This is a genomic window from Neoluteolibacter marinus, assembly GCF_014904755.1.
Taxonomy (GTDB): Bacteria; Verrucomicrobiota; Verrucomicrobiia; order Verrucomicrobiales; family Akkermansiaceae; genus Haloferula; species Haloferula marina.
On the sequence record NZ_JACZFQ010000107.1, the window covers coordinates 19978 to 42794 of the forward strand.

The 22817-nt window shown below is 63.3% G+C and carries 18 protein-coding genes; 17 read left to right on the forward strand and 1 reads right to left on the reverse strand.

The window, feature by feature from the left end; all coding sequences use genetic code 11:
- The first annotated feature begins 34 nt into the window (after window positions 1–34).
- The 4 genes from IG178_RS21410 (at window position 35) to asnB (ending at window position 5045) form a co-directional block, all read left to right on the forward strand.
- Window positions 35–319 carry a fibronectin type III domain-containing protein gene (locus IG178_RS21410; RefSeq protein WP_193214631.1) on the forward strand — a complete coding sequence of 95 codons (285 nt, stop codon included), beginning with the start codon at window positions 35–37 and terminating at the stop codon, window positions 317–319.
- 15 nt (window positions 320–334) lie between these two features.
- Window positions 335–1768 carry a sodium:solute symporter family transporter gene (locus IG178_RS21415; protein ID WP_226895662.1) on the forward strand — a complete coding sequence of 478 codons (1434 nt, stop codon included), beginning with the start codon at window positions 335–337 and terminating at the stop codon, window positions 1766–1768.
- Window positions 1769–1944: 176 nt separating this feature from the next.
- Entirely contained in the window at window positions 1945–3027 is a 1083-nt protein-coding gene (locus IG178_RS21420; RefSeq protein WP_193214632.1) for an aspartate/ornithine carbamoyltransferase family protein, read from the forward strand.
- A 68-nt stretch (window positions 3028–3095) separates the two neighbouring features.
- Window positions 3096–5045 carry an asparagine synthase (glutamine-hydrolyzing) gene (gene asnB, locus IG178_RS21425; protein WP_193214633.1) on the forward strand — a complete coding sequence of 650 codons (1950 nt, stop codon included), beginning with the start codon at window positions 3096–3098 and terminating at the stop codon, window positions 5043–5045.
- Between the two features lie 64 nt (window positions 5046–5109).
- On the opposite strand, the gene IG178_RS21430 is transcribed toward asnB, so the two are convergent.
- A complete protein-coding gene (locus IG178_RS21430) occupies window positions 5110–5823 on the reverse strand; it encodes a type IV pilus secretin PilQ (protein WP_226895663.1) in 714 nt (237 codons plus the stop codon).
- Between the two features lie 538 nt (window positions 5824–6361).
- On the opposite strand from IG178_RS21430, the gene IG178_RS21435 reads away from it, so the two are divergent.
- From IG178_RS21435 to IG178_RS21495, 13 genes are all read left to right on the forward strand, one after another.
- Window positions 6362–7084, forward strand: a complete 723-nt coding sequence (locus tag IG178_RS21435) for a hypothetical protein (protein ID WP_193214635.1) — start codon at window positions 6362–6364, stop codon at window positions 7082–7084.
- Window positions 7085–7375: 291 nt separating this feature from the next.
- Window positions 7376–7669: a hypothetical protein gene (locus tag IG178_RS21440; protein ID WP_193214636.1), complete on the forward strand. Its 294-nt coding sequence runs from the start codon at window positions 7376–7378 to the stop codon at window positions 7667–7669.
- A 147-nt stretch (window positions 7670–7816) separates the two neighbouring features.
- Entirely contained in the window at window positions 7817–8464 is a 648-nt protein-coding gene (locus IG178_RS21445; RefSeq protein WP_193214637.1) for a hypothetical protein, read from the forward strand.
- Window positions 8465–8645: 181 nt separating this feature from the next.
- Window positions 8646–8918, forward strand: coding sequence for a cytidine/deoxycytidylate deaminase family protein (locus tag IG178_RS21450; protein WP_193214638.1), 273 nt, complete (start codon window positions 8646–8648; stop codon window positions 8916–8918).
- Between the two features lie 230 nt (window positions 8919–9148).
- The gene (locus tag IG178_RS21455; protein WP_226895664.1) at window positions 9149–9673 is read left to right on the forward strand and encodes a hypothetical protein; all 525 of its coding nucleotides are present in this window, start codon (window positions 9149–9151) and stop codon (window positions 9671–9673) included.
- Between the two features lie 603 nt (window positions 9674–10276).
- Window positions 10277–10780, forward strand: a complete 504-nt coding sequence (locus IG178_RS21460; RefSeq protein WP_193214640.1) for a YciE/YciF ferroxidase family protein — start codon at window positions 10277–10279, stop codon at window positions 10778–10780.
- A 138-nt stretch (window positions 10781–10918) separates the two neighbouring features.
- Complete coding sequence (locus IG178_RS21465; RefSeq protein WP_193214641.1) at window positions 10919–13936, forward strand: BNR-4 repeat-containing protein; 3018 nt, start codon at window positions 10919–10921, stop codon at window positions 13934–13936.
- Between the two features lie 130 nt (window positions 13937–14066).
- Window positions 14067–17876, forward strand: a complete 3810-nt coding sequence (locus IG178_RS21470) for a LamG-like jellyroll fold domain-containing protein (protein WP_193214642.1) — start codon at window positions 14067–14069, stop codon at window positions 17874–17876.
- A gap of 83 nt (window positions 17877–17959) precedes the next feature.
- Entirely contained in the window at window positions 17960–19168 is a 1209-nt protein-coding gene (gene nspC, locus IG178_RS21475) for a carboxynorspermidine decarboxylase (RefSeq protein WP_193214643.1), read from the forward strand.
- Between the two features lie 24 nt (window positions 19169–19192).
- The gene (locus IG178_RS21480) at window positions 19193–19582 is read left to right on the forward strand and encodes a hypothetical protein (protein WP_193214644.1); all 390 of its coding nucleotides are present in this window, start codon (window positions 19193–19195) and stop codon (window positions 19580–19582) included.
- A gap of 86 nt (window positions 19583–19668) precedes the next feature.
- The gene (locus tag IG178_RS21485; RefSeq protein ID WP_193214645.1) at window positions 19669–20070 is read left to right on the forward strand and encodes a VanZ family protein; all 402 of its coding nucleotides are present in this window, start codon (window positions 19669–19671) and stop codon (window positions 20068–20070) included.
- A 55-nt stretch (window positions 20071–20125) separates the two neighbouring features.
- Window positions 20126–22066 (forward strand): biosynthetic arginine decarboxylase, encoded by a 1941-nt coding sequence (speA, locus tag IG178_RS21490; protein ID WP_193214646.1) that lies wholly within the window; start codon window positions 20126–20128, stop codon window positions 22064–22066.
- A gap of 41 nt (window positions 22067–22107) precedes the next feature.
- Complete coding sequence (locus IG178_RS21495; protein ID WP_193214647.1) at window positions 22108–22812, forward strand: zinc ribbon domain-containing protein; 705 nt, start codon at window positions 22108–22110, stop codon at window positions 22810–22812.
- Window positions 22813–22817 lie beyond the last annotated feature (5 nt).

The following is a 22817-nucleotide window of genomic DNA, read 5'->3' on the forward strand; positions in this document are numbered from 1 at the left end:
CGTCCCTCCCGATAGCGGGCCGCTCCACTTCGAGTTGCAGCAATCCACGGCGCCCACCTTCTCCCTGGCCGACGCGCGCTATGAAGGGCCCGACACCGCGAGCGTTCTCAGCGGCTTTCGCGAAGGCGACTACCATTTCCGCGTCCGGGCAATCACTCCCGCAGGCGAGGCCGGCCCGTGGTCGGACACCCTCACCCTGCGGGTCCACTTCATGGATCGCCGCACCCTCTTCCTCCTCCTCGGCACCGGCTTCACCGTCGCCGCCCTGACCATCGGCGCCATCGTCCACGGCTTCCTCGCGCATCGCACCGGCACCTGACCTCCCCGTTTCCACTTGCTCGCCACTTCCATCACCGCCAGCACCGGCTGGGCCATCGTCATCGCCCTTGGGTTCATCTGGATCGCCCTCGGCATCTACTGGGGGCGCAAGGCGAAGACCAGCGACGGTTTCATGCTCGCCGGCCGCAATGTCGGGCTGTCGCTCGGCACCGCGACGGCCATGGCCACCTGGGTGACGTCGAACACCACCATGGTCGCCCCGCTGCTGGCCTATGAAAAGGGCGTCTGGGGCATGCTTGCCTACGCTTCGGCCTCCTTCGGGCTGATGCTTTTCGCCCCACTGGCCTTCCGCATCCGGGGCTTGCTCCCGCACGGCGTGACGGCGGGCGATTTCTTCCGGCTCCGCTACGGCCGCACCGGCTGGGCCGTTTTCCTCGCCATCACTCTGGTGTATTCGGTCACCTGGCTGGTCACCATGGCCATCGCCGGCGGCAAGCTGCTGGAAGTCCTCGGCAACATCCCCTACGCGCAAGGCATGACGCTGATCCTCGTGGTTTGCGTGATTTACACCCTCTTCGGCGGGCTCTACGCGGTCATCGGGACCGACTTCATCCAAAGCCTGATCATCCTCGTCGGCATCGTCTTCATCGGTTTCACCGTCGTCACCCGCATGGACGTCGCCGCTGTCCACGCCCACCTCACCCGGCACCAGCCCGCCCTGCTCGACCTGATGATGCCCGCGGCACTGCTCGCCATCTTCAACAACATGCTGTTCGGCTTCGGCGAGGTCATGCACAACAACGTCTGGTGGTCGCGCGCCTTCGCGATGCGCCGCACGATCGCCCCCAAGGCCTTCTTCCTCTCCGGCATCCTCTGGTTCCCTATCCCGATTGCCGCCGGCTTCGTCGCGCTCGCCGCCGGCCCGCTCGGCGTGAACATCACCGATGCCTCGCAGGTCGGTCCGCAGGTTGCCGAACATGTCCTCAGCATGGCCGGCCTCGGCAAGATCGCCGGTGCCCTCATCCTCGTGGTCCTGTTTTGCTCGATGGCATCGTCCATCGATTCGCTCCTCGCAGCCACCTCCGACCTGCTGGTGCGCGATGTCTATGAAGGCGTGTTCAAACAAACCCTCGACCCCGCAAAGTTCCGTCCGGTGGCTGCCACCAGCATCATCATCGTCTCGCTCATCGCGTGGGGCCTCGCGCTGAGCGGCTGGAATGTCGACCAGGTCCTGTTCAGCTCCGGGGCACTGGTCGCCAGCCTGATCTGGCCGGTCATCGCCGGGCTTTTCTGGAAACGGCTCAACCGCGGACTCGTCATCGCCGGCATCATCTGTGGATGCGTCGCCGGCATGCTGTGCTACTTTCGCCTCCAAACCTACACCGGGGCACTCGTCGGCGCCGCCGTCTCCATGGTGTTCACGATCGCCGCGCGATTCATCGCCGCCGTTGAGATCGCCGACACACGGCAGCCATCCCCGCAATCCTGACCTGTAATGTTTTCCTCCGGCTTCCTCAGCTTTCTCGTCATGCTCGGCCTGATCTGGACCGCCCTCGGCGCGCTGGCCCTGGTCCTGCTGCTTTTCAGGGATTGGAAGAAACACGAACTCTGGTAGCCGCGCCCACGGCACATCCCGCATCCCCGAACCCCGAACCGTTTCCACGGATGAAAGACGCGCTCCACCCCAATCCCGCCACGCCTTACCTCAAGCCGCCGCGCGACTCCGACGCGACCAGGCCCGAGCCCCGCAACCTCTTCGAGTCCTCGCCACCGGACTTGAACGTGCTCGCCGAACTCTCCGGCCAGAACGTCCTCTACGCCCGCCAGTTCAGCTTCCGCCAAGTCGCCGAACTCTGCAAACTCGCCGCCTTTCTCGAGCAGGTCGAGATCTGGCCCTATCACCCGCTCGATGGCAAGATCATCACCACCGCCTTCTTCGAAGCGTCGACCCGCACCCGTACTTCCTTTGAAAGCGCGGTGCATCGCCTCGCCGGCAAGGTCATTTCCATCCCCGACGGCTCCATCACCGGCGCCAAGAAGGGCGAGTCGCTGCAGGACATCGGTGAGATGTTCAACGCCTACTGCGATTGCGTGGTCATGCGCCACACCGAGACCGACGCCACCAAGCGCATCCTCGAAAACCTCCGCATCCCGCTGATCAACGCCGGCAACGGCTCCGGCGAGCATCCCACCCAGGCCCTGGCCGACTGGTATGCCCTGCTCAAATGGAAGCCCCGCCTCGCTGCGCCGTTCGAAACCGGCGACACCAAGCTCAACCTCGGCATCCTCGGCACCCCGGGCTCCATGCGCGCCGTGAAGTCCTTCCTGCTGATGTCCCTGCTCTTCAGCGAGCACATCGGCAAGGTCACCGTCATCTCGGAAATGGCCGACCCCTTCGGCAAGGACGTCACCGAGAGCCTCGACCGCGCCAACATCGTCTACGAGGTCACCAACGACATCCGCGAAAGCCTGCCGCGGCTCGATGTCATCTACATGAACTCGATCGCCTTCCTGGGCGATTCCTACAAGTCGCTCGACTCCCGCTACAAGCTGGACTCCGAAAGTCCCCTCAAGGAGGACGCGGTCATCCTCCACCCGCTGGCGCGCCTCGACGAGCTCGACACATCGCTCGATAAGACCCCGCACAACCTCTATTTCTCCCAGGCCCACGGCGCCGTCTTCGTCCGCCAGGCCCTGCTCCTCGCCGTCCTCGGCCGGCTCGACCGCCTCCCCGAGTTCAATCCCTGAGACCCGGGCTTCCGCCTTTTTACCGTGGAAGCCGTACTTCACCCAATCCCGACCAACAGCAAGTTCCCATGTGCGGCATCGCCGGATCCTTTTCTGCCCGTCCCCTCTCCGACAACCGCGAGCCGGTCCTGATGGACCAGCTCCAGACGATCCTCCATCGCGGCCCGGACGCGCAGACGACCTACCTGGAGAAGGACAAGGGCCTCGCCCTCGGCCACACCCGCCTGTCCATCAACGACCTCGCCCACGGGACCCAGCCGATCCATTCCCTCGACAAGCGCTTCGTCTCCACCGTCAACGGCGAGTTCTACGACTTCAAGAAGCACCGCTCCCTGCTCATGGCGGAAGGCCAGCGCTTCGCCACCAAGTCCGACTCCGAAATCGCCCACGGCCTCTACCGCAAGATGGGCCTCGACTTCACCCGCCACCTGCGCGGCGAGTTCGCCTTCGTCCTCTACGACCGGGAAAACGACGAGCTGCTGTTGATCCGCGACCGTTGGGGCATCCGCCCGCTTTTCATCCACATCCAGGACGGCCACACCATCCATTGGGCCTCCGAGGTCAAGGCCCTGCTCGCCCACCCGGAGATCCCCGCCGAACTCGACGAGAAGGCGGCCCTTCACCAGCTCATGCAGACGATCGCGCCCGGCATGAGCGCGTTCAAGAACATCGAGTCCCTGTCGCCCGGCCACATCCTCCGCGTCCGCCGCAAGGGTGACCGCCTCGATATCCAGAAGATCAAATACTGGGACCTCGACTTCCCCGAGGAAGGACACCACGACCGCCCGGACGACGAACAGCATCATGTCGAGACCGTCCGCGAACTCCTCACCGAAGCGGTCGTGCTCCGACTCGAGGCCGACGTCCCGGTCGGCTGCTACCTTTCCGGGGGCATCGACTCCTGCTGCATCCTCGGCCTCGCCACCGGCGCCATGCAGTCACCGGTCAAGGCCTTCACCATCGCCTTCGACAACGTCGACTACGACGAGTCCGCCATCGCCCGCGAGATGGCGGTCTCGATGGATGCCGACCAGGAAATGATCACCTTGGCCGCCGACGATCTCTACGGCCAGAACTACATCGACACCGTCTGGCACGCCGAGCGCACCTTCTACAACACCCTCGGCGTCGCCAAGAACCTGATGTCGAAGCGCGTCTGGGACTGCGGCTACCGCTGCGTGGTCACCGGCGAGGGCTCCGACGAGCTGTTCGCCGGCTATCCCGGCTTCAAGCGCGACATGTTCCTCCACGGTATCGCCAACGAGCCCGAGCACATCCGCGCCGAGTACCAGGCCGCCTTGGAAAAAACCAACTCGCTCTTCAAGGGGGCCATTCTTTCCGAGAACGAGCGCCACCACCCGGCCTTCGACGCCATCTGCGGCTTCACCCCATCGTGGATCCAGCCGTGGATGGAGACCCTCGACCTCGCCCGCCCGCTGCTCGCCGACGACGTCGCCCACGAACTCCGCGACTACGACCCGATCGAGGAGATTGCCGGCCGCATCGACGGCAAGATGATGGCAGGCCGCCATCCGCTCGACCGCGCCCAGTACACCTGGGCGAAGTGCCAGCTCGAGGGCCAGATCCTCAACTGGGGCGGCGACCGCGTCGACATGGCCAACAGCATGGAAAGCCGGCCCGCCTTCCTCGACCACCACCTCGCCGAGGCTGCTTTCAAGGTCCCGCCCCACTTCCGCATCAAGGGCAACATCGAGAAGTACGTCCTACGCGAAGCCGTCCGCGGCGTCCTGCCGGAGATCCTCTACAAGCGTGAGAAATTCGCCTTCATGGCGCCCCCGGCCCACACCGACGACAAGAAGAAGGCCCGGGTCAACGAGCTCATCCACAGCTTCCTCAACCGCGAGGCCGTCGCCCGCTGCGGCATTTTGTCACCCGACCGCGTCGACCAGTTCATCGCCGGCTACCGCGCCGACACCGACCCGACCAGTCTGGTCCGCAAGGACGCGCTCCTCAACCACCTCCTCGGCCTGCACATCCTCCACGCCAAGTTCTGTTGAGGCCGGACGGAAAGCCTGGAATTCATCCCTGCCCACCGAAGCGCCCCGCCCTGGGAGCGCTCTGCTATTCCGCCTTCACCTGGATCAGGGCGACGAGGTTCGCGCCGGATGTAAGACCGTCCGCATCGGGACTCGCCGAGAACCCGGGCCAGTCGGTTGAGGTATTGGCAACGATTCCGTCGATCGCGACGTAGTCCCCGTCATTGACGATGATCCCCGTCTTGAGCGTCTTGACGTCGAACACAGGCATCTCGATCCGGTTCTCGCTTAGCGTCACCTCGATCTTCCTCCCGAAGAGCCCTTTCGCGGGCGCGGTGATCGGCGATCCGTAGTTCACGAAACCCAGGAAGGCGCTCCGCATCAGGTTCATCTTGAGCTCAATCCTCCCGTCGGCCATTCGCCGCGCCGTGTAGTTCATCTTCAACCCGAGTTCCCGGGTCTCGAATGAAGTCGGCGTCGCCGGCGTGACCGCGGCCGGCGCACCGTCCACTCCAGATTTCACAACCGGTGGCTCATACTCGGTGGCATAGACGAAGTCCCTCACCAGCTTCACCTCGCCCGGATTCCCCGTCGATCGCGACGGAGTATTCCCGACCGGATCGAAACCGCGGCGTCGGGGAAGCGACTTCACAAATCGATCTCCCACCTCCGGCGCATAGGTGCCTGCCACCGCCGGCTTCCCCTCCCCGGGCACGAAACCAAATCCAGCCGGCGCCGTGAACACATGCGTCTCCACCGTGATCTTCGAAGACGCGAGCTTCCCCACTTCCCTTTTCACCCGAGGCGCGTCCTCCGTCGCTCCAGTCAACCCCGCGCTGCCGTGCATGCCGCACGAGACAAGCGAAAACACGCATCCCGCCCCGAAAGCTCCCGTTACGATCGATTTCCAATCCATCTCGCCAATCCATCCGGAATCCCCTCCAGCGTCAAGAACCCGCCGGATCATGCGATCCGGAAGTTCCCTTCCCGGCCCGTGACCGAACCGGCCGTCACTCTCTGGGTGCCGAAAGACCGCGGAGCATCGCATCCCGACCGGCGGGAAAGATGAAGGCGCCAAAACCGGGCCAGTACGACGATCACTTGTTGTTGTCGTACGAGGCATCCCGGGGAACCCCCGATTCGGGGTTTCCGCCCCCCCGGCAACCGCACGAATCCACGGGAAGCGTATCGTCAGGGGGAGTGACGCACGCGATGCACCTTACTGGAAAACAGTCAACTGGATGGCCCCGCCCGTGGCGGCTCAAGGCAATTGACCCCGGGGAGACGGTTGGTCAGAGTCTCGAATCGATACAATCCACTCTTCGGTCAAAAAACAGATGATTAAGAGCCGCTACGACCCATGGCCATCGATCGTTCGCTTCACAAAGGGCGACTACGAGCATCGATTCGGCGGCCCATCTTGCCATGACGGCGTCGTCCCCAAGAAGCACAAGGTGCCGATGCACCTGATGATGCTCTTGGACATGAATGATCCTTTGGTGCCGATTGAGCCTGACGAATCAGACGTTCGATTCCTCCCTCTCTATTACCCGCTGCGATACGGATTCGGTGGCGGTGAGGTGCAGTATTCGGTCGATAGTGATGACAAGATCACCATCCTTAGCGCACTTCACAAGGAGGACGTAGACGAAGGGGAGGATTACCCTTATCCAGATCAATTTCCTGAGCTCCCTGCGTCCCTGGTGCCACTCTCATATGTCCAGCATCGCGCCATCGTTGCCTCCGAGCACGGCTCCAATCACTTCAACGAGGATCCCGAGAGCAAGGCCGACTTCCAACTCCTGAAGGACCTGGACTATTGGAAGCTTGTTCGATTCGGCGACAGTTTTAGCCCGGTGCAAGGAGGGATTCAGTGGCCGTGCCAGAACAAGAGGTGCGAGTGGAGGGACAAGCCTGTCAGAGTTGACGTGTTTGCTTCATTCACGGGCGTGCTGACCGACGATATTTCTATCTGGGGTGAGTATGGCGACAGTGTCGAGATCTACTTTTGCCTCATGTCGTGCTGCAAGACGATCACCGCCGTCAACCGATGCACCTAAGAAGACCGAATCGGCTCCCGGCGAGTGATTAGCTCCCCGGTCCCACACCACCCTGCGCACGGCACCGTATAGGGCGGTTCCGATGAGACCCGGGCCAAGGGCCCATAGTGAAGCTTTTCCAGACGGCCTTCATGTCCGGCACCCCCAGATCTTCAAGGCATCGGTTGTTGAGCGCGTGCCGCACCAGCGACATCTGGCTCATCCGCCAGTGGCCCTTGCGGCTCCGAGACGCCTCGGGCACCTCGCCCGGGCTTACGCCCAGAGCGAGGAGTTCGCGACGAGCATCGCGATATGGACCACCATCCTGCGATGATGACTGGGGTTGATACTGTCGACCCATCTTACCATCACCTCCATTACCTATCGTGTTATATTTCCCGCCTGCGCGCCTTCTCCGAAAAGCTCGGAAGTCCGTTGAAGGATTTTGTTGATTCGGATCTCGGTGGCTGCTTTCTCGGTTGCTTACCGCTCATCGAGCGGGAAATTTCTGCCAGGCGTGACAACACCCTCAATTCAATGTGGCGGGATTTCGTATCGGCGACGGAGCAATTTCAAACATTTAAGCCGCAGGTTCAGGGTTCTTGACTTGGAGGATTCCCTTCTGGGGATTTTCAGGCCCCTGAGTTTCGACCCATGGTCTAAAAATGAACGGGAACCAGAAAATGCATCGAACCCTTGTCCGCGGGTCACGCCGGCTGCTGACGCACCCGCCGCGCCGCGCACCGAGGGCCGATGATCCTGAAACTTCGCCAGAAATGCGTTAGATGGCCGATGGAACCATATTGCGAAATACACAACGCAACACTAGACCAGCTGCTTCGGTGGTGGGATGGATCGGATGATTTGCCTTCCAATTTTGAAGAGGAAGGCCTAGACGAAGTTGCCTTTGCTCTCACCAAACATAGGCCGGAGGGAATCAGCAGGCTGTCCAAGTCTCTGGACGATCCCGACCTTGATCGGCGCGACGCCGCAATCACCTTTCTGGCGGGGACCGGCACTGTGGATCAACGCGTGATCGGCGCGATGCATCTCGCATTTCATACGGGAATTCCAAGGCTCGTGAATACCGTACTGCACCGCTGTATCGCGATTGGCCACTTCCCGTTCTCCCGCAACGATCTTCAGCCTTTTGCTGTTGGTCCTGACGAGCGGCTGGCCGCAAGGGCGATGGTTTACCTCTCGCATGCAGAACCTGACAACTCAGTCGCGATTCTTGGCGATGCACTTGCTAGTCGCAACCCGCGCATGCGGGAGTATGCCTGCGACGAGATTGGCGATCGACAGATCGGAGAGCTCAAGGATGCAATGGGGGCGCTGATTGCGGATCCTGATCCTGACGTTGCCTCCGCAGCCGCAAGCAATCTACCCTTCTTTGAGTGATGCCATGGCCTGAAACTGGACAAGGCGAATCCGTATTCAGAATCAATGCTGAACCAGGCGGCAACCCTGACACCTGCCCCACTGCTCGTTCAGTCCACCACAACCATTCAAATTTCAACCCACAGCCGAAAACTCGCTCCCGAACAGGCGCAGGCCGCCTTCGATTTCCATCAAAAGACACATGAACCCGAGCCAAGAAGCCCTGATCTCGGCAGCCCGATCGCATGTGCGACCCATGACTTTGGGCCGCGCCGATCATGATACTACCACGGTAGCTGCGGCGATTCGATCCGTGACAGGGAAGATCTACATCGGCGTCTGCATCCACCTGAGTTGCGGAATTGGCTTCTGTGCCGAGCACGCAGCGGCCTCGGAGATGATCAAGGCAGGGGAAGCCGAGATCGAATCGATTGTGGCTGTGGCGGAGGATTCCATTCTTGCTCCTTGCGGGTGATGCCGCGAGTTCCTGGCCCAGATCGATCCGCGGAACGCGAGTGCCAGGGTGCTCCTTGATGAGGGCCGCAGCGCAAAGTTTGTCGATCTTTTGCCGCACCACTGGCTCAATCCTTGGATAATCGAACAAGCCATGCCAAGCAACGGCGGCAAAGCCATTCGTTCGCCCGGCTCTGATCGCTCCACCGCACGGTTGCCTAAACCTTCAACGTTTCGTATGGGACGCAAGCCATGTATTCCGCACGAAGTCATTTCTTCAGGGCCCTTTGGACGTGGATCGCATTGAGCGCCCTATCCTTCGCGGTAGAGCCTTCTGAGCCCCCGGAAGCCATCTCCTATCGGGATATCGGGAAACGCTTCTTCATCGAGGGGGACTTCGGAAAGCTTTACACCGACTTTGAGATCCAAGGCGTCGTACTCCAACCGGTGGGAAAGGGAGACGAAAGTGACATGGTCCGCATGGAGATCACTCATATTCGGAATAAAAGAATCGAGAAACCCCGATATGATTACATTGTGACTGATTCGAAGTTCGTGGTTGGGTCGAAGCTGCGTTTGCTGGTTCGAGAGGAAGCCCGGCTCTGGCATCCGGAGGGTATCGACGCGATTGTTTCTTCCCCCGATCGATCACACCTTCACGAACTTCAGTGCATTGCTTCGCTGCACTTGCGCAAAATTCTCGACGGCCAATCTACCTTCGAAAATGCGCTCCCGGGGACAAAACCACCCGAACGTTCCAGCTCACAAGGGAGATGAGTCAGGAACTGGCAAGGGAGCTGGAAGAGATCGACTGGAAGAAGGTTTCGGCGGACGGAACCAGAGGCTTAGATGGCACGCCGGTTCGCATCGTTTAAGCTTCGGGCATGCCGAAGTGAGATCCGCCCGGACCGGAGGATCGGGCGGAAGTCTGCCGATTTTGGGAACAGGTGGCCATTTTAGGGAACACTTGATTCTTTAGGTTTGGTGATTGTTCGCCATTCTTCGCGGACGTGTTGCGGCGCTTCGGCGGCGCAGCCGGGTTTGAGAAATCGGTCGACCGCCGAGTTGCTGATGCTGAATTCCGGGGGGAATTTCCACCAGCAGGCGGACCGAACGGTCCTCAGACCTTAAACGAGGCGCGGGTCGGTTCCTAGGGGGGAACACGGCTCGCGCCTTTTTCGTGCCGGAGGCCGGTTTCCGATCCGACCCCGGCAATTGCATTCCGCTTGATTCAAACAGGCCCCGCAGTTGCAGGATGCACCCGCCCCCAAAGAACCCTCCGCCACAAAACTCTGGTTATCAGCATTGAGGCACGACGGCACGGCGACTGCAGGAACCTCCCGGCGGATCTGTTTTCCGCATCTTCCCCGATGCCACGCCATGATTGTTGACCTGAAAGAACTCTACCACGAGCAGCTCCGGGAAATCCTTTGCGCAAAGTCGCAGATGGTTGCAACCCTACCGGAATACTCGCGACTGGCGGGCAGCCGGCAACTGCGGGATGTCCTCAACCGCCACCTGAGCGTTACCCGCGCTCAACGGCAGCAATTGCTAGATCTTCTCGCCGGGCACGGTCTCGACCACGGGAGCGACGAGTTCAGGCCCATGCGGGGTTTGATCCGGGGCGCCAAGCTGCAACTCGCCCGGACGCTCACCGGCCCTGTCCGGGAGGCGGTGCTCATCGCCTCGGCCATCCGCCTCGAGCATCTGGAGATCGCTTGCTGCGAATCCGGACGCTTGTCTGCCACACGGCTTGGACTCGATGACGATGCCCAAGTGCTGCTTGAGTGCCTTTTGGAAGACCATGAAGCGGTGGAAAAACTGACCACGACAGGCACCGAATCGATTTCCCCAGAGGCGAGCCACCCCGTGGCTCACGCCTGATCTCCGGCTGGATGATGCGTATGCACGCATAGGGCCGGGTCCGTCGGGGGGCGGGCCCGGTCCAGACGGCCTCCCCATTTGATGGGACTTTCCCGCTTCTGCATCGGCGGAGGGCAAATCCGGTGCATGTTCGGCCGGATGTTTTCACCCCTGTCCCGCCGACTCTTCTTTGCGACCGCCGCCGTGTTGCCCATGCACGCGTCGATCACCGGCCCCTATGCGGTGGACCCGGATACGGTGCTCTTGTTCCACTTCGATGAAACGGCGGGTTCAACCGTCGCAGTGAACGAGGTGGTGAGCGCTGCTCCGGGAATTGCCTTCGACGGCAATCCGGCAGCCAACGACGCGTCCACCCCTCAAGCGACCGACTCCACGATTCTCGGTGCATCGGGGTCCAGTGGCTTCGGTTCGGCCGCGCACATCGCGGCCTCCGATCTCGGGGTTGGTCTCGACGCCAATGGCAGCGGTGGTTTCCAGATGGGCAACGCCAGCGTCTGCCCCGACTCGATCCTCCACTCGACATTGGCCGGCAGCGACGGGGCGTTCACCCTCGAGGCGCTGGTCAAACTGCCCTCAATAACCGGCGCCGCGCGCCAAATCATCTGCACCGACAGCGCCCTCTCCTCGCGCGGATTCCAGTTCCGGGTCAACACCAGCGGGCAGCTTGAACTCAACTTCATCGCCACCGCCCCCGCCGCGGTCACCGCCGCCATTCCTACCACCGGGGACCATGCCTTTTCCCCGGACCGCTGGTTCCACGCCGCCGTGAGCTTCGACGGGACGACCACCCGCCTCTACTGGACCCACCTCGACGCCACGGTCGAGGCCGCCAACGAGATCGGCAGCTCGTCCACCGAGACCACCCTCGGCACGGTAACCGGACCGCTGGTTATCGGCAACGAAGGCCGGGTGACCGGCAATTCCTCCGAGGGCCTGCTTGGATTGATCGACGAGGTCCGTGTCAGCCGGGTCGCGCGGGATGCGACCGGCTTCCTATTCGCACAGCTGGATCTGGTGACCGACACCGACCACGATGACCTTCCCGACGCCTGGGAGAACCTCCATGCCGCCGACCTCGGCGAATTGTCGGGTCTGGACGGTGCGGACTTCGATGACGACGGGGGCAGCGACCTCGCCGAATACGAGGGTGGCAGCGACCCGAAGAACCCGCAGTCCACGCCCGCGGACACCGATGCCGACGGTCTCCCCGATTCCCTGGAGAACCGCTACTTCGGCGGCCTTTCCCAATCGGCCGGCGACGATCCGGACGGCGACGGCGAAAACAACCAGCTGGAACTCGGCAACGGGTCCGCCCCGAACCATCGCGCGTCCAACTCCGCCGACCTGGACGCCGACGCGCTTCCGGACAGCTGGGAACTCCTCTATTTCCCCGACCTTTCCACCAATGGCGGTGCGGATCCCGACCACGACGGCTTCGGGAACCTCCAGGAGCACGAAGCCGGAACCGATCCAAGCGACCCGGCGTCCCGCCCCGCCGGCACCGCGGTGAAATTGGTCCCCTTGGACGACGGCGACCATGCGACCAGCGACTTCGGCTACGCCGGAAGCTCGGCCATCAACACGGTTGCCTTTGTCCGGTCCTCCCTCAAAACCGTCGGCAGCCAGGAGTTCGTGACCTGGTACGGGCGGCATCAGTTCGATGCCGGAGCTGCATTCAACAACACGATCTGGATTGGTCGCCGGACACTCGGCTCGTCGCAGTGGGAGATCTTCCGCCACCCCACTTTCACCGCCAACGCAATCACCGACGGCCACGACGTGATCAGCTACGGGATCGACGGCGAAGGCTACATGCACCTTTCGTGGGGCATGCACGGCGACGCCTTCCACTACTCGCGTAGTATCTCGCCGGTGACCGGAAGCGAACCCATCGAGCTGGGGCCCGACACCGTCATGACCGGCCGCGAGAACACCGTGACCTATCCGCAGTTCCTGAAACTGCCGGACGGCGACCTCCTGTTCCTTTTCCGCGAGGTGGCGTCCGGGAACGGCGACACCTACCTCAATCGCTACGACACCGCGATGCGGACTTGGGACAACGTGCACCGGCCCGGGACGACCCAGCTGCCCTTCATCAAGGGCACGGGCTGGACACCGAACTACAACGCCTATCCGAACATGCCGCAACTGGGGGGCGACGGGGACGACCTCATCCTAACCTGGTGCTGGCGCTATGAACCGGTCGGCAACGACTCGCCCGGCGGCTTCGACGGCTACCAGACCAACAACAACTTCGCCTTCGCCCGCTCCCCCGACGCCGGACTCACCTGGCAACGCCAGGATGGCACCGCTTACGCCCTGCCCATCTCCCGCGACGGCGAAAGCGGTGATCCCGCAACCGCCGCCGAGCACATCCTCACCATCCCCGAAGGTTCGAGCCTGATCAACCAGGCCAGCATGTGCCTCGACGCCGCCGGAGCTCCGGTCATCGCGTCCTGGTGGGCGCCGGAGACCGCTCAGGGAAACTTCCGCCGCCAGTACATGGTCGCTTTCCGCCACGACGACGGCAGCTGGCAAACCCGGCCGGTTTCCAACCGCACCGTCGATCCGCCGGGCACCCGTTACTCCGAGTCCGCGGTACGGAACCTGGGACGGCCGGTCGTGGTCACCGACGACCAGGACCGGATCATCGTCGCGTATCGCGACAACGCGGGCGACAACGGCATCACCATCGTCCACAGTCTACCCAAGGCGCAGGATCCCGACCGCCTGACTTGGATCGAGTTCGACCTCACCCATGACAACCTCGGCAACTTCGAGCCGATCATCGACAACGAACTCTGGGACCGCGACCGCCAGCTGCACTTCCTCTATCAGGCCTCGGCAGGCGAAGGATACTCCCCGCCGTCCAACACCGCGGACCGGATTTCGGTGTTGGAGTGGGACGCGGCCCGCTACTTCGCCCATGCGCCCGAACCGGTGGTCTCCATCGACGCAGGTGAAAGCCTGGCAACGGTCATTTGCCCATCCCAACCGAGCTGGAGCTACCGCCTCTGGAGCAGCACCGGGATGGAGGATTGGTCGGAGATCGAAACGCGCGATGGCACCGGAGCCAACCTGGTTTTTCAGGTCCCCTTGGACGCAGATGAGTCCAAACGCTTTTGGCGCATCGAATACTCGGAAGGCGGCTTCTGAAGCTCTCCCCATTGCGTGGGAGAAGCCCGCATCTGATTGATCGGCGGAGTCCGGGCGGCCTATGTTGCCCGGATCGTTGTACCCGGCAAACCCATCTCGAGCCGGTTCCAACATCTCCGAAAGATAACCCATGAAACTCGATCTCCATCCGATCGCCGGCATCGCCGTGGCCTCCGGCATGCTCGCGCCCACCGCCCTGGCCGACCTGCGGCCGCCCTACACCGCCGACTCCAAGACGGCCCACCTCTATCACTTCGACGAGGCCGCGGGCGGCTCCGCCGCCGCCAACTCCGGGAACGCCGGCCTCAACGCGATCACCACCGACGTCAACCCCGCGACCGGCGCCACCGTCACGACGGTCCTCGGCGCGACCGGCTACAGCGGCTTCGGCAATGCGGCGAACTTCGGCGCGAACCTCGACCAGCTCGCCGGCTTCGACGCCAATTCGAACGGCACCTTCGAACCCGACCAGAGCGGCGCGATCCTCAGCCCCGACGCCGTCAACCTCTCCTCGCTCGGACTTGGCGGTGCGAACCCATTCACCCTGGAAGCCCTCGTCTACACCAACAGCGCGACCGGCAACCGCCACATCCTCTGCACCGATTCCTCGGCGGCGAACCGCGGCTTCCAGTTCCGCATCACCACCGGCGGCACCACCGGACAACGGCTCGAGTTCAACCAGATCACCAACGGCGGCCAGCGCTTCGGCGAGATCCCGAACACCGGCGACCACGCCTTCGCGACCGGCCAATGGTTCCACGCCGCGTTCGTCTACGATGGCACCAACTGCCAGTTCTACTGGACCAAGGTCGACCCCGCCACCACCGCGGTGAATCCGATCGGCGAGCCCCAGGCCCTCGCGCTGAACGCCGCCGTCGGCGGCTACACCGGACCGCTGGTCATCGGCAACGAGAACCGGAACGTTGCCGGCGAGGGCATCAACGGCCAGATCGACGAGGTCCGCATCAGCACCATCGCCCGCGGCCCGAGTTACTTCCTCTTCATCCACGACACCGAGCCCGACGGGCTGGACGACAATTGGGAACTCAGCTACGCCGCCACCCTCGGCGAGCTCTCCGGCCTGGGAGGCGCGGATGCCGACGGCGACGGGGTCTCCGACCTCGACGAGTATCTCGGCCGGAGCAATCCGAAGGACATCCTCTCCACCCCTTCGGACATCGACGGCGACCTGCTGCCCGATGCCTGGGAAATCACCCATTTCGGCAACACCACCTCCCAAACCGGTGCCGGCGATCCCGACAACGACTACGCGACCAACGCGGAGGAATACGCCGCCTCATCCCTGCCCCTCGACCGCTTCTCCTTCCCCGATGCGGAAGGCGGCACCGGCGACGGCATGTGCGACCCCTGGGAAAGCTACTACTTTGGCAGTACGGCCGTGCTTCCGGACGCGGATGCCGACGGCGACACCTTCTCCAACCTCGACGAATTCCTCGCCAACTCCCACCCGGACGACATCGACTGGACTCCGGAGAAGGCCAAGCTCCGCCACCGCTGGAGCTTCAACGGCAACCTCGACGACTCGGTGGGCGGCAGCACCGTCCAGCTGATCGACCCGGATGGCGACAACCTCGCCGGCGGCAACTCCACCCTGTCATCGACCGACCTGCTGCTCGACGGCGGCGACCGCGCGACATCGGTCTACGCCCAGCTCGGCAGCAACCTGCTGCAGGGTCTCAAAACTCCGGTCACCATCGAACTCTGGGGAACCCAGGTGAGCGTCAAGAACTGGTCCCGCATCTTCGACTTCGGCAGCTCCACCGGTGAATACATGTTCATGTCGTGGACCCAGGGCACCGCTGCGGCGACCGATCGCGTCGGCTGGACGGACATCGCCAACAGCCTCTCCGACAACACCAACCAGCCCTACACCGTGGGCACCGAACATCACATCGTGATGACCATCGAACCCGGTGCCGGCACCAACAGCGGCACGCTGGTCACCTGGTATTCCCGCCCCGTCGGCACCGCCGACCTGGCCGGCCTCCGCGGATCCTTCACCACGACCAACCAGCTCTCCCAGCTGAACGACCTGGTGAACAACCTGGGCCGCTCCCAGTTCACCAACGACAACACCGCGAACGCCCGCTACAATGAGTTCCGCATCTGGAACGGCGCGCTGACCTACGACGAACGCGAGTTCCTCCACGACGCCGGACCGACGGTCATCAGCGCCGACGACTCCGATGGTGACAACCTGCCGGACGCTTGGGAGATCGCCAACTTCCGCGAAGACGAAGCCGAGTCCGAGGCCACTATCCTGGCGAAATACGGCGAATTCGACGACCCCGACGGCGACCTCTACGACAACTTCTCGGAATTCCGCGACGGAACCGACCCCAACGACGTCTTTTCCTCCTACGACTCCGACGCCGACGGCTTGCCGGACGGCTATGAGGTCTTCTGGTTCCGCGATTTCCCCGGCGAGGACTTCTTCGACATCATCGCCAAATACACGGCCGCCGACGATGTCGACCTCGACGGCTTCACCAACGGCCAGGAGCGGGTCGCCGGGTCGGAACCGGGGGGAACCAACCCGAACCTCGCCGCCTTCACCCCGATCGACACCGATGGCGACGGGCTGATCGACAGCTGGGAGCTCTTCTACTTCCTCGACCTCGACGAAACCGCCGCCGGGCAATCCGACGGGGACGGCTTCGACAACCTGGCCGAGCAGAATGCCGGCTCCAACCCGACGCTCACCGCTTCGACACCGAGTGACACCGACGGCAACGGCACGGCGGACGCCAGCGAAGCACTGCAGCCCTATGCGGTGGACTCGAACACGTTGCATCTCTGGCACCTCGACGCGGTCAAGGCTCCCGCCCCCGATGCCGTCGGCAACGACCTGCCGCTGACGAACCTCGCCAACGGCGCCTTGCTGTGGAGTCCGTCGCTGCCGGCCTTCGGCACCGGCTTGAACCCCTCGGCGAACCGTGGCACCGCGAACGGCGGTGTCCTGTCCGCCCTGCCGCTCGTCGACGGGGTCGGGGATGACGCCTCGCTGATCTACACGGGAGCCGCCGGTGAATTCAGCTTCGAGGCGGTTGTCCGGATCGACTTCGATCCGACCGTTGCCACCCCGTCAACGGCGCCGATGCAGATCGTGACCGGGGAAAGCGATGCCGGAGCCAGCCGTGTCTGGCAGTTCCGCATCGTCCCGATCGGCGGTCCGGGCAACGTCGCGGGAACCACCCCGCTGCTGGAGTTCATCAACCTCCACGGCGAGGTCGGGGTGCAGTCGCTGTCCGCGCCCTTGCCCTCCGGTGCCGACCCGAACGCGATCGCCCAAGGTCAGTGGTTCCATGTCGCCGTCACCTACAACGGCAGCGAGAACACCGCCGGCAACCTGAAGCTCTACTGGACCGCGATGAACCCGGCTCGCACCCAGGCCAACGCGATCCTGTCCGCGCAGATGACCGATGACCTGATCAGCGCCGCGCCGGACTTCACCATCGGCAATGAAGGGCGCTCCACCGGGGGCAGCACCGACGGCTTCGTCGGTGTGATCGACGAAGTCCGGATCAGCTCCATCGCCCGCCCGGCCAGCGGATTCCACTTCTCCGGGGCCGACGACGACAACATCGACGACGATTGGGAGCTGCTCTACTTCGGCGATCTCGACGAATCCGACGGAGGAGACTTCGACCATGACGGCACCGACAACCTGACCGAGTACCGCCTCGGCCTGATCCCCAACAATGGCTCCTCCCGGTTCGCGGCCACCCGCGCCGCCGGCGGCGAGATCCAGTGGCCGAGCGTCGTGGGCGTGACGTTCAAGATCGAACGCAGCACCACCTTGACCGGCACCTGGGACCTGCTCCAGGCGACCTTCCCCGGCACGGCGGGCACCGCCAGCTTCACCGATCCGGCCCCGCCGGCCGGCAAGGCCTTCTACCGGATCACGCTCAACGACTGATCCAACACCGAGCCGGAGATCGCACCCCGCGGTCTCCGGCTTTTCTCTTTCCGCGGGACGGATCCGCGGATCATCGTCGGCGCGTGGCCGCCTTCGTCATTTCCATCGCCGCGCTCAAGCGCAACACCGCCCTGCTCCGCGAGACCGCCGATGCCGCGGGCTGCAAGATCGTCCTCGCATTGAAGGGCTTCGCCTGTTGGAAGGCCTTCCCGCATTTCCGCGACGACCTCGACGGCTGCTGTGCCTCCGGCCTGTGGGAGGCCCTGCTGGCGCGCGACTACTTCGGCAAGCACGTCGTCACCTACTCGCCCGGCTATCAGGAAGAGGAGATCCGCCAGCTTTGCGAGTTCACCCACCACTTGGACTTCAACTCGCTGTCACAGTGGTTCCGCTTCCGCGAAATGGTCATGGCGCACCCGCGCTTCAAGTCCGGAGAGCTCCAGTGCGGCCTGCGCATCAACCCGCAGTGCTCGACCGGCTCGACCCCGCTCTACGACCCTTGCGTGCCCGGTTCGCGGCTCGGCATCACCGCCGACCAGCTCGAAAGCGCCGACTTGACCGGGCTGTCCGGACTGCATTTCCACACTCTTTGTGAGCAGAACTCCGACGACCTTGAGAAGACACTGGCGGCAGTCGACGAGAAGTTCGGCCTCCTCCTCCACTCGCCGCAGTTCACCTACCTCAACATGGGAGGCGGCCACTGGATCACCAAGCCTTTCTACGACCGCGAGCGCCTGATCCGCCTCGTCCGCGAGGCACGGGAGAAATACGACGTCGAAGTCTGGCTCGAACCGGGCGAAGCAGCCGCCATCCACACCGGCGTGCTGCGCGCCACGGTCATCGACGTCTTCGAGAGCGCCGGCCACCGCCTGGCCATCCTCGACATCTCGGCCACCGGCCACATGCCCGACGTGCTGGAAATGCCCTACCGCCCGGAGGTCTTCCTGGCAGGGGAAAGTTCCAAGTTTCAAGCTCCAGGTTCCAACAATGATCGGCCCGCGGTCACCTTCGAAGGCGAGACCTACGTTCCCGCCTCGGAGACAGGTGACCACCTCTATCGTCTCGGCTGCCCGACCTGTCTCGCCGGGGACGTGATCGGCGACTACGCCTTCCCCCGCCCGCTGGAAACCGGTGACGTCCTCATCTTCGACGACATGGCGCACTACACGATGGTCAAGACCACCACCTTCAATGGCGTCCCCCACCCCGCCATCGTTCTCCAGCACGAGGACGGGAGGCTGGAAACCATCCGTGAATTCGACTATGCGGACTTCCGCGACCGCTTGTCCTGAGTTTCGCCAGCATCCCAACCATCCGTGCCCACCTCCACATTCTTTTCCGGCATTCAGATCGTCTGGACCGCTTGCAACCTGCTATTGCTCACGGTGATGGTGGCCATCGCCATCATCCAGTTCCGTCGACGAGCCACTGGCAGCTTGCTGATGTTGGGTGGCGCCGTTCTCTCCGCCATCATGGCCATCGCGGCCCGGGTCTACCCAATCGTCATCCAAAGAACACTACCGAGCGGTGTCGACCGCGTGATCCTCATCCAACAGACCCTGCTCTTGGGGGCCTTTTTCGGCCAGATGGTCTTCCTCATCGGTGTCCTCCTCCAAGCCCTGCGCTCCAAGGCGGAAGGCGATCGCGTGGTCCAACTCGAGGCGATCCTGCGTGATCGAGACGAGCATGAATCGGCCAACGGGTGAAGGAACCCTGAAGGCTGGGTGAATTCACGGTGAACGAGCCGCACCTCATTGACCCCGGCGGCCGTGGCCGCCATTCACGGAGTTCCATGAAGCCGTGGATCGTCCGCCTCTCCTTCACCACTTTCGCCGTGTTTTTCGCGGGCATCATCGTGACCGCGGACCGGGGCCGTGGCGATATCCTCTGGCGGCTGGCGGGATCGGTCCCCTTCGGTGACAAATGGGGGCACCTCGTTCTGGTGGGCATCCTCACCTGCCTCCTTAACCTGCTGCTGGACGGGCGCAGCCCCCCCGGGAAAGCGCGCCGCATCATGCTCGGCAGCCTGATCGTCGGGATTTTGATGACCCTGGAAGAGGGCTCGCAGGCCTTCATTCCCTGCCGGAGTTTCGACGGCTTCGACTGGTTGGCCAATATTGCCGGTATCGTCTGGGGGGAATTCGCCGCCCGGCGGCTCCTCGGCGGGCCGGTCCCGGCCGCTGCCCGCGGATGAGAATCCCGCGGGTATTTCCCTTTCATTTTCCGTAAAATCCCCTTTGTTCCCGGCCATGGTTCCGCCGTCCGCCGCCAAGGCCTCGAAGCCGAAGAACGAAAACTCCTGGTCGCCTGAAAAATCCGCCCAGCTCTACGGGGTCGAGCAGTGGGGCCACGGTTTCTTCGGCGTGAACAAAAAGGGTCACGTCACGGTCAAGTTGGCCGACGACGGCGGCAAGGCGGACATTTCGCTCCACGATGTGATCGAGGGTCTCCGCGACCGCGGAACCGACCTCCCCGTCCTGCTGCGTTTCCGCGACCTGCTGCACTCCCGGATCACCGAGCTGAACGAGTCTTTCCGCGAGGCCATCAAGGTCACCGGCTACCGCGGCGAGTACCGCGGGGTCTACCCGATCAAGGTGAACCAGCAGCGCCAGGTCATCGAGGAGATCGCCGAGTTCGGGAAGAAGTACCACTACGGCCTCGAAGCCGGTTCCAAGCCCGAGCTGATCGCCGCGCTGGCACACATGCACGACACCGAGGCTTACATCATCTGCAACGGCTACAAGGACGAGGAATTCATCGACCTCGCCCTCCACGCCCAGAAGATGGGACTGAAGGTCATGCTGGTGCTTGAGATGCCCAGCGAACTCGACCTCGTTCTCGAACGCTCGCGCAAGCTGGGCGTGCTGCCAAACCTCGGCGTCCGCGTCCGCCTTTCCACCCGCGGCTCGGGGCACTGGGCGGAAAGCGCCGGCGACAAGTCGGTCTTCGGCCTCAGCGCCACCCAGGTGATCGCGGTCGTCGACCGCCTGAAGGAAGAGGGCTACCTCGGCTGCCTGCGGATGCTCCATTACCATCAGGGCAGCCAGATCCCGAATATCGCGGCGATCCGCGAGGGCGCGACCGAGGTGGCCCGGATGTACTGCGACCTGGTCAAGGAAGGAGCGCCCATGGGGGTGCTCGACATGGGCGGTGGCATGGCGGTCGACTACGACGGCTCGCACACCAATTTCCAGGCATCCTGCAACTACTCGATCCTCGAGTACTGCACCGACGTCATCGAGACCGTCATGCAGATCTGCGACAAGGCCGGGGTCGCCCACCCCAACCTGATTTCCGAATCCGGCCGGGCGATCGTCGCCTACTACTCGGTGCTGGTTTTCAACATCCTCGACGTCTCCACCGTTCAAACCACCGAGGAAGCCCCGCCGACCCCCACCAACGCTCCCCAGAACCTGATCAACCTGATCGCGGTCAACAAGGACCTCAGCAAACGCAATCTCCAGGAGTGCTTCAACGACGCCATCTACTACCGCGACCAGGTCCGCGCGCAGTTCTTCTACGGCGCCGCCACCCTGCGTGAGCGGGGACTCGCCGAAGCCTGGTTCTGGCACATCCTGACCCGCATTTCGAAGCTGCTGCAGGAGCTGGAGATCGTCCCCGAGGATCTCCGCGAGCTTTCCGACACGCTCGTGGACTTCTACTACGGGAACTTCAGCCTGTTCCAAAGCCTGCCGGACTCTTGGGCGATCAAGCAGCTGTTCCCGGTGATGCCCATCCACCGCCTCGGCGAGCGCCCGCGCCAGCGCGCGGTGATCGCCGATATCACCTGCGACTGCGACGGCAAGATCGACCGCTTCATCGACCGCGAGGACGTCGCCAAGGTCCTGCCCCTCCACGACATCAAGCCGGGGCAGCCCTACTACGTCGCAACCTTCCTGGTGGGTGCCTACCAGGAGACCCTCGGCGATCTCCACAATCTGCTCGGCGATACCAACGTCGTCGGCGTCCACCTTGAGGACGGCAAGCCGGTCTACACCCACGAAGTCGAGGGTGATACGGTGGCGGATGTCCTCAGCTACGTGGAATACGATCCCAAGGAACTGGTCAGCCGCTTCCGGGCCTTTGCCGAGCGGGCGGTCAACCAAGGCCGGATCTCTCCCAAGGAACGCCGGGAGGTCCTCGACTTGTTCCGGACCGGGCTGAACGGTTACACTTACTTCGAGGGCTGACGGGGCTTGCCGGGGGGCAAGACGGCCGCTAACAAGCCTGCATGCTGCCATCAATCCAAGCCCTGCTGGTACTCCAGGATCGCGACCGCCGCCTGATCACGCTCGCCGACGAGCTGGCGCGCATTCCCAAGGACGAGGCCCGGGCCAAGGATCGTTTGGCAGGCGACCAGGCCGCCGTCGCCAAGGCCAAGGAGGCGATGATGGCGAACGAAGTGGAGATCAAGAAGGTCGAGCTCGACGCCGGCACCCGCAAAACCACCATCCAGCGGCTCAAAACCCAGCAATTCGAGACCCGCAAAAACGACGAGTTCCAGGCACTGGGCAACGAGATCATCCGTTATGAGAAGGAGATCGATGGCCTCGAGACCCGGGAGCTCGAACTGATGGAGCAGGCCGACGCTCTGCGGGCGACCCTGGCTTCCGCCGAAGCCGCTTTGGCCAAAACCAAAAAGCTGGTGGACGAGGATCTGGCGACCCTGGCCGAACGGCAGGACCGGATCAAAGCGGAATCGGTCGAGGTGCAGGCCGCGCGGGCAAAGCTGGCCGAGACCGCCCCCGAATCACTGATGCCGCTCTATGAACGCCTGATCAAGACCAAGAACGGCCTCGCCGTCGTGCCGATGTCCGCCGGCAAGTGCAGTGGCTGCCACATAAAACTCGTGGCAAGTACTTTGGTGAAGGTGAATGCCGGCACGGAGGGGGTGCAGTGCGAAAGCTGCGGACGACTTCTTTACCCGGAAGAGTAACCGGA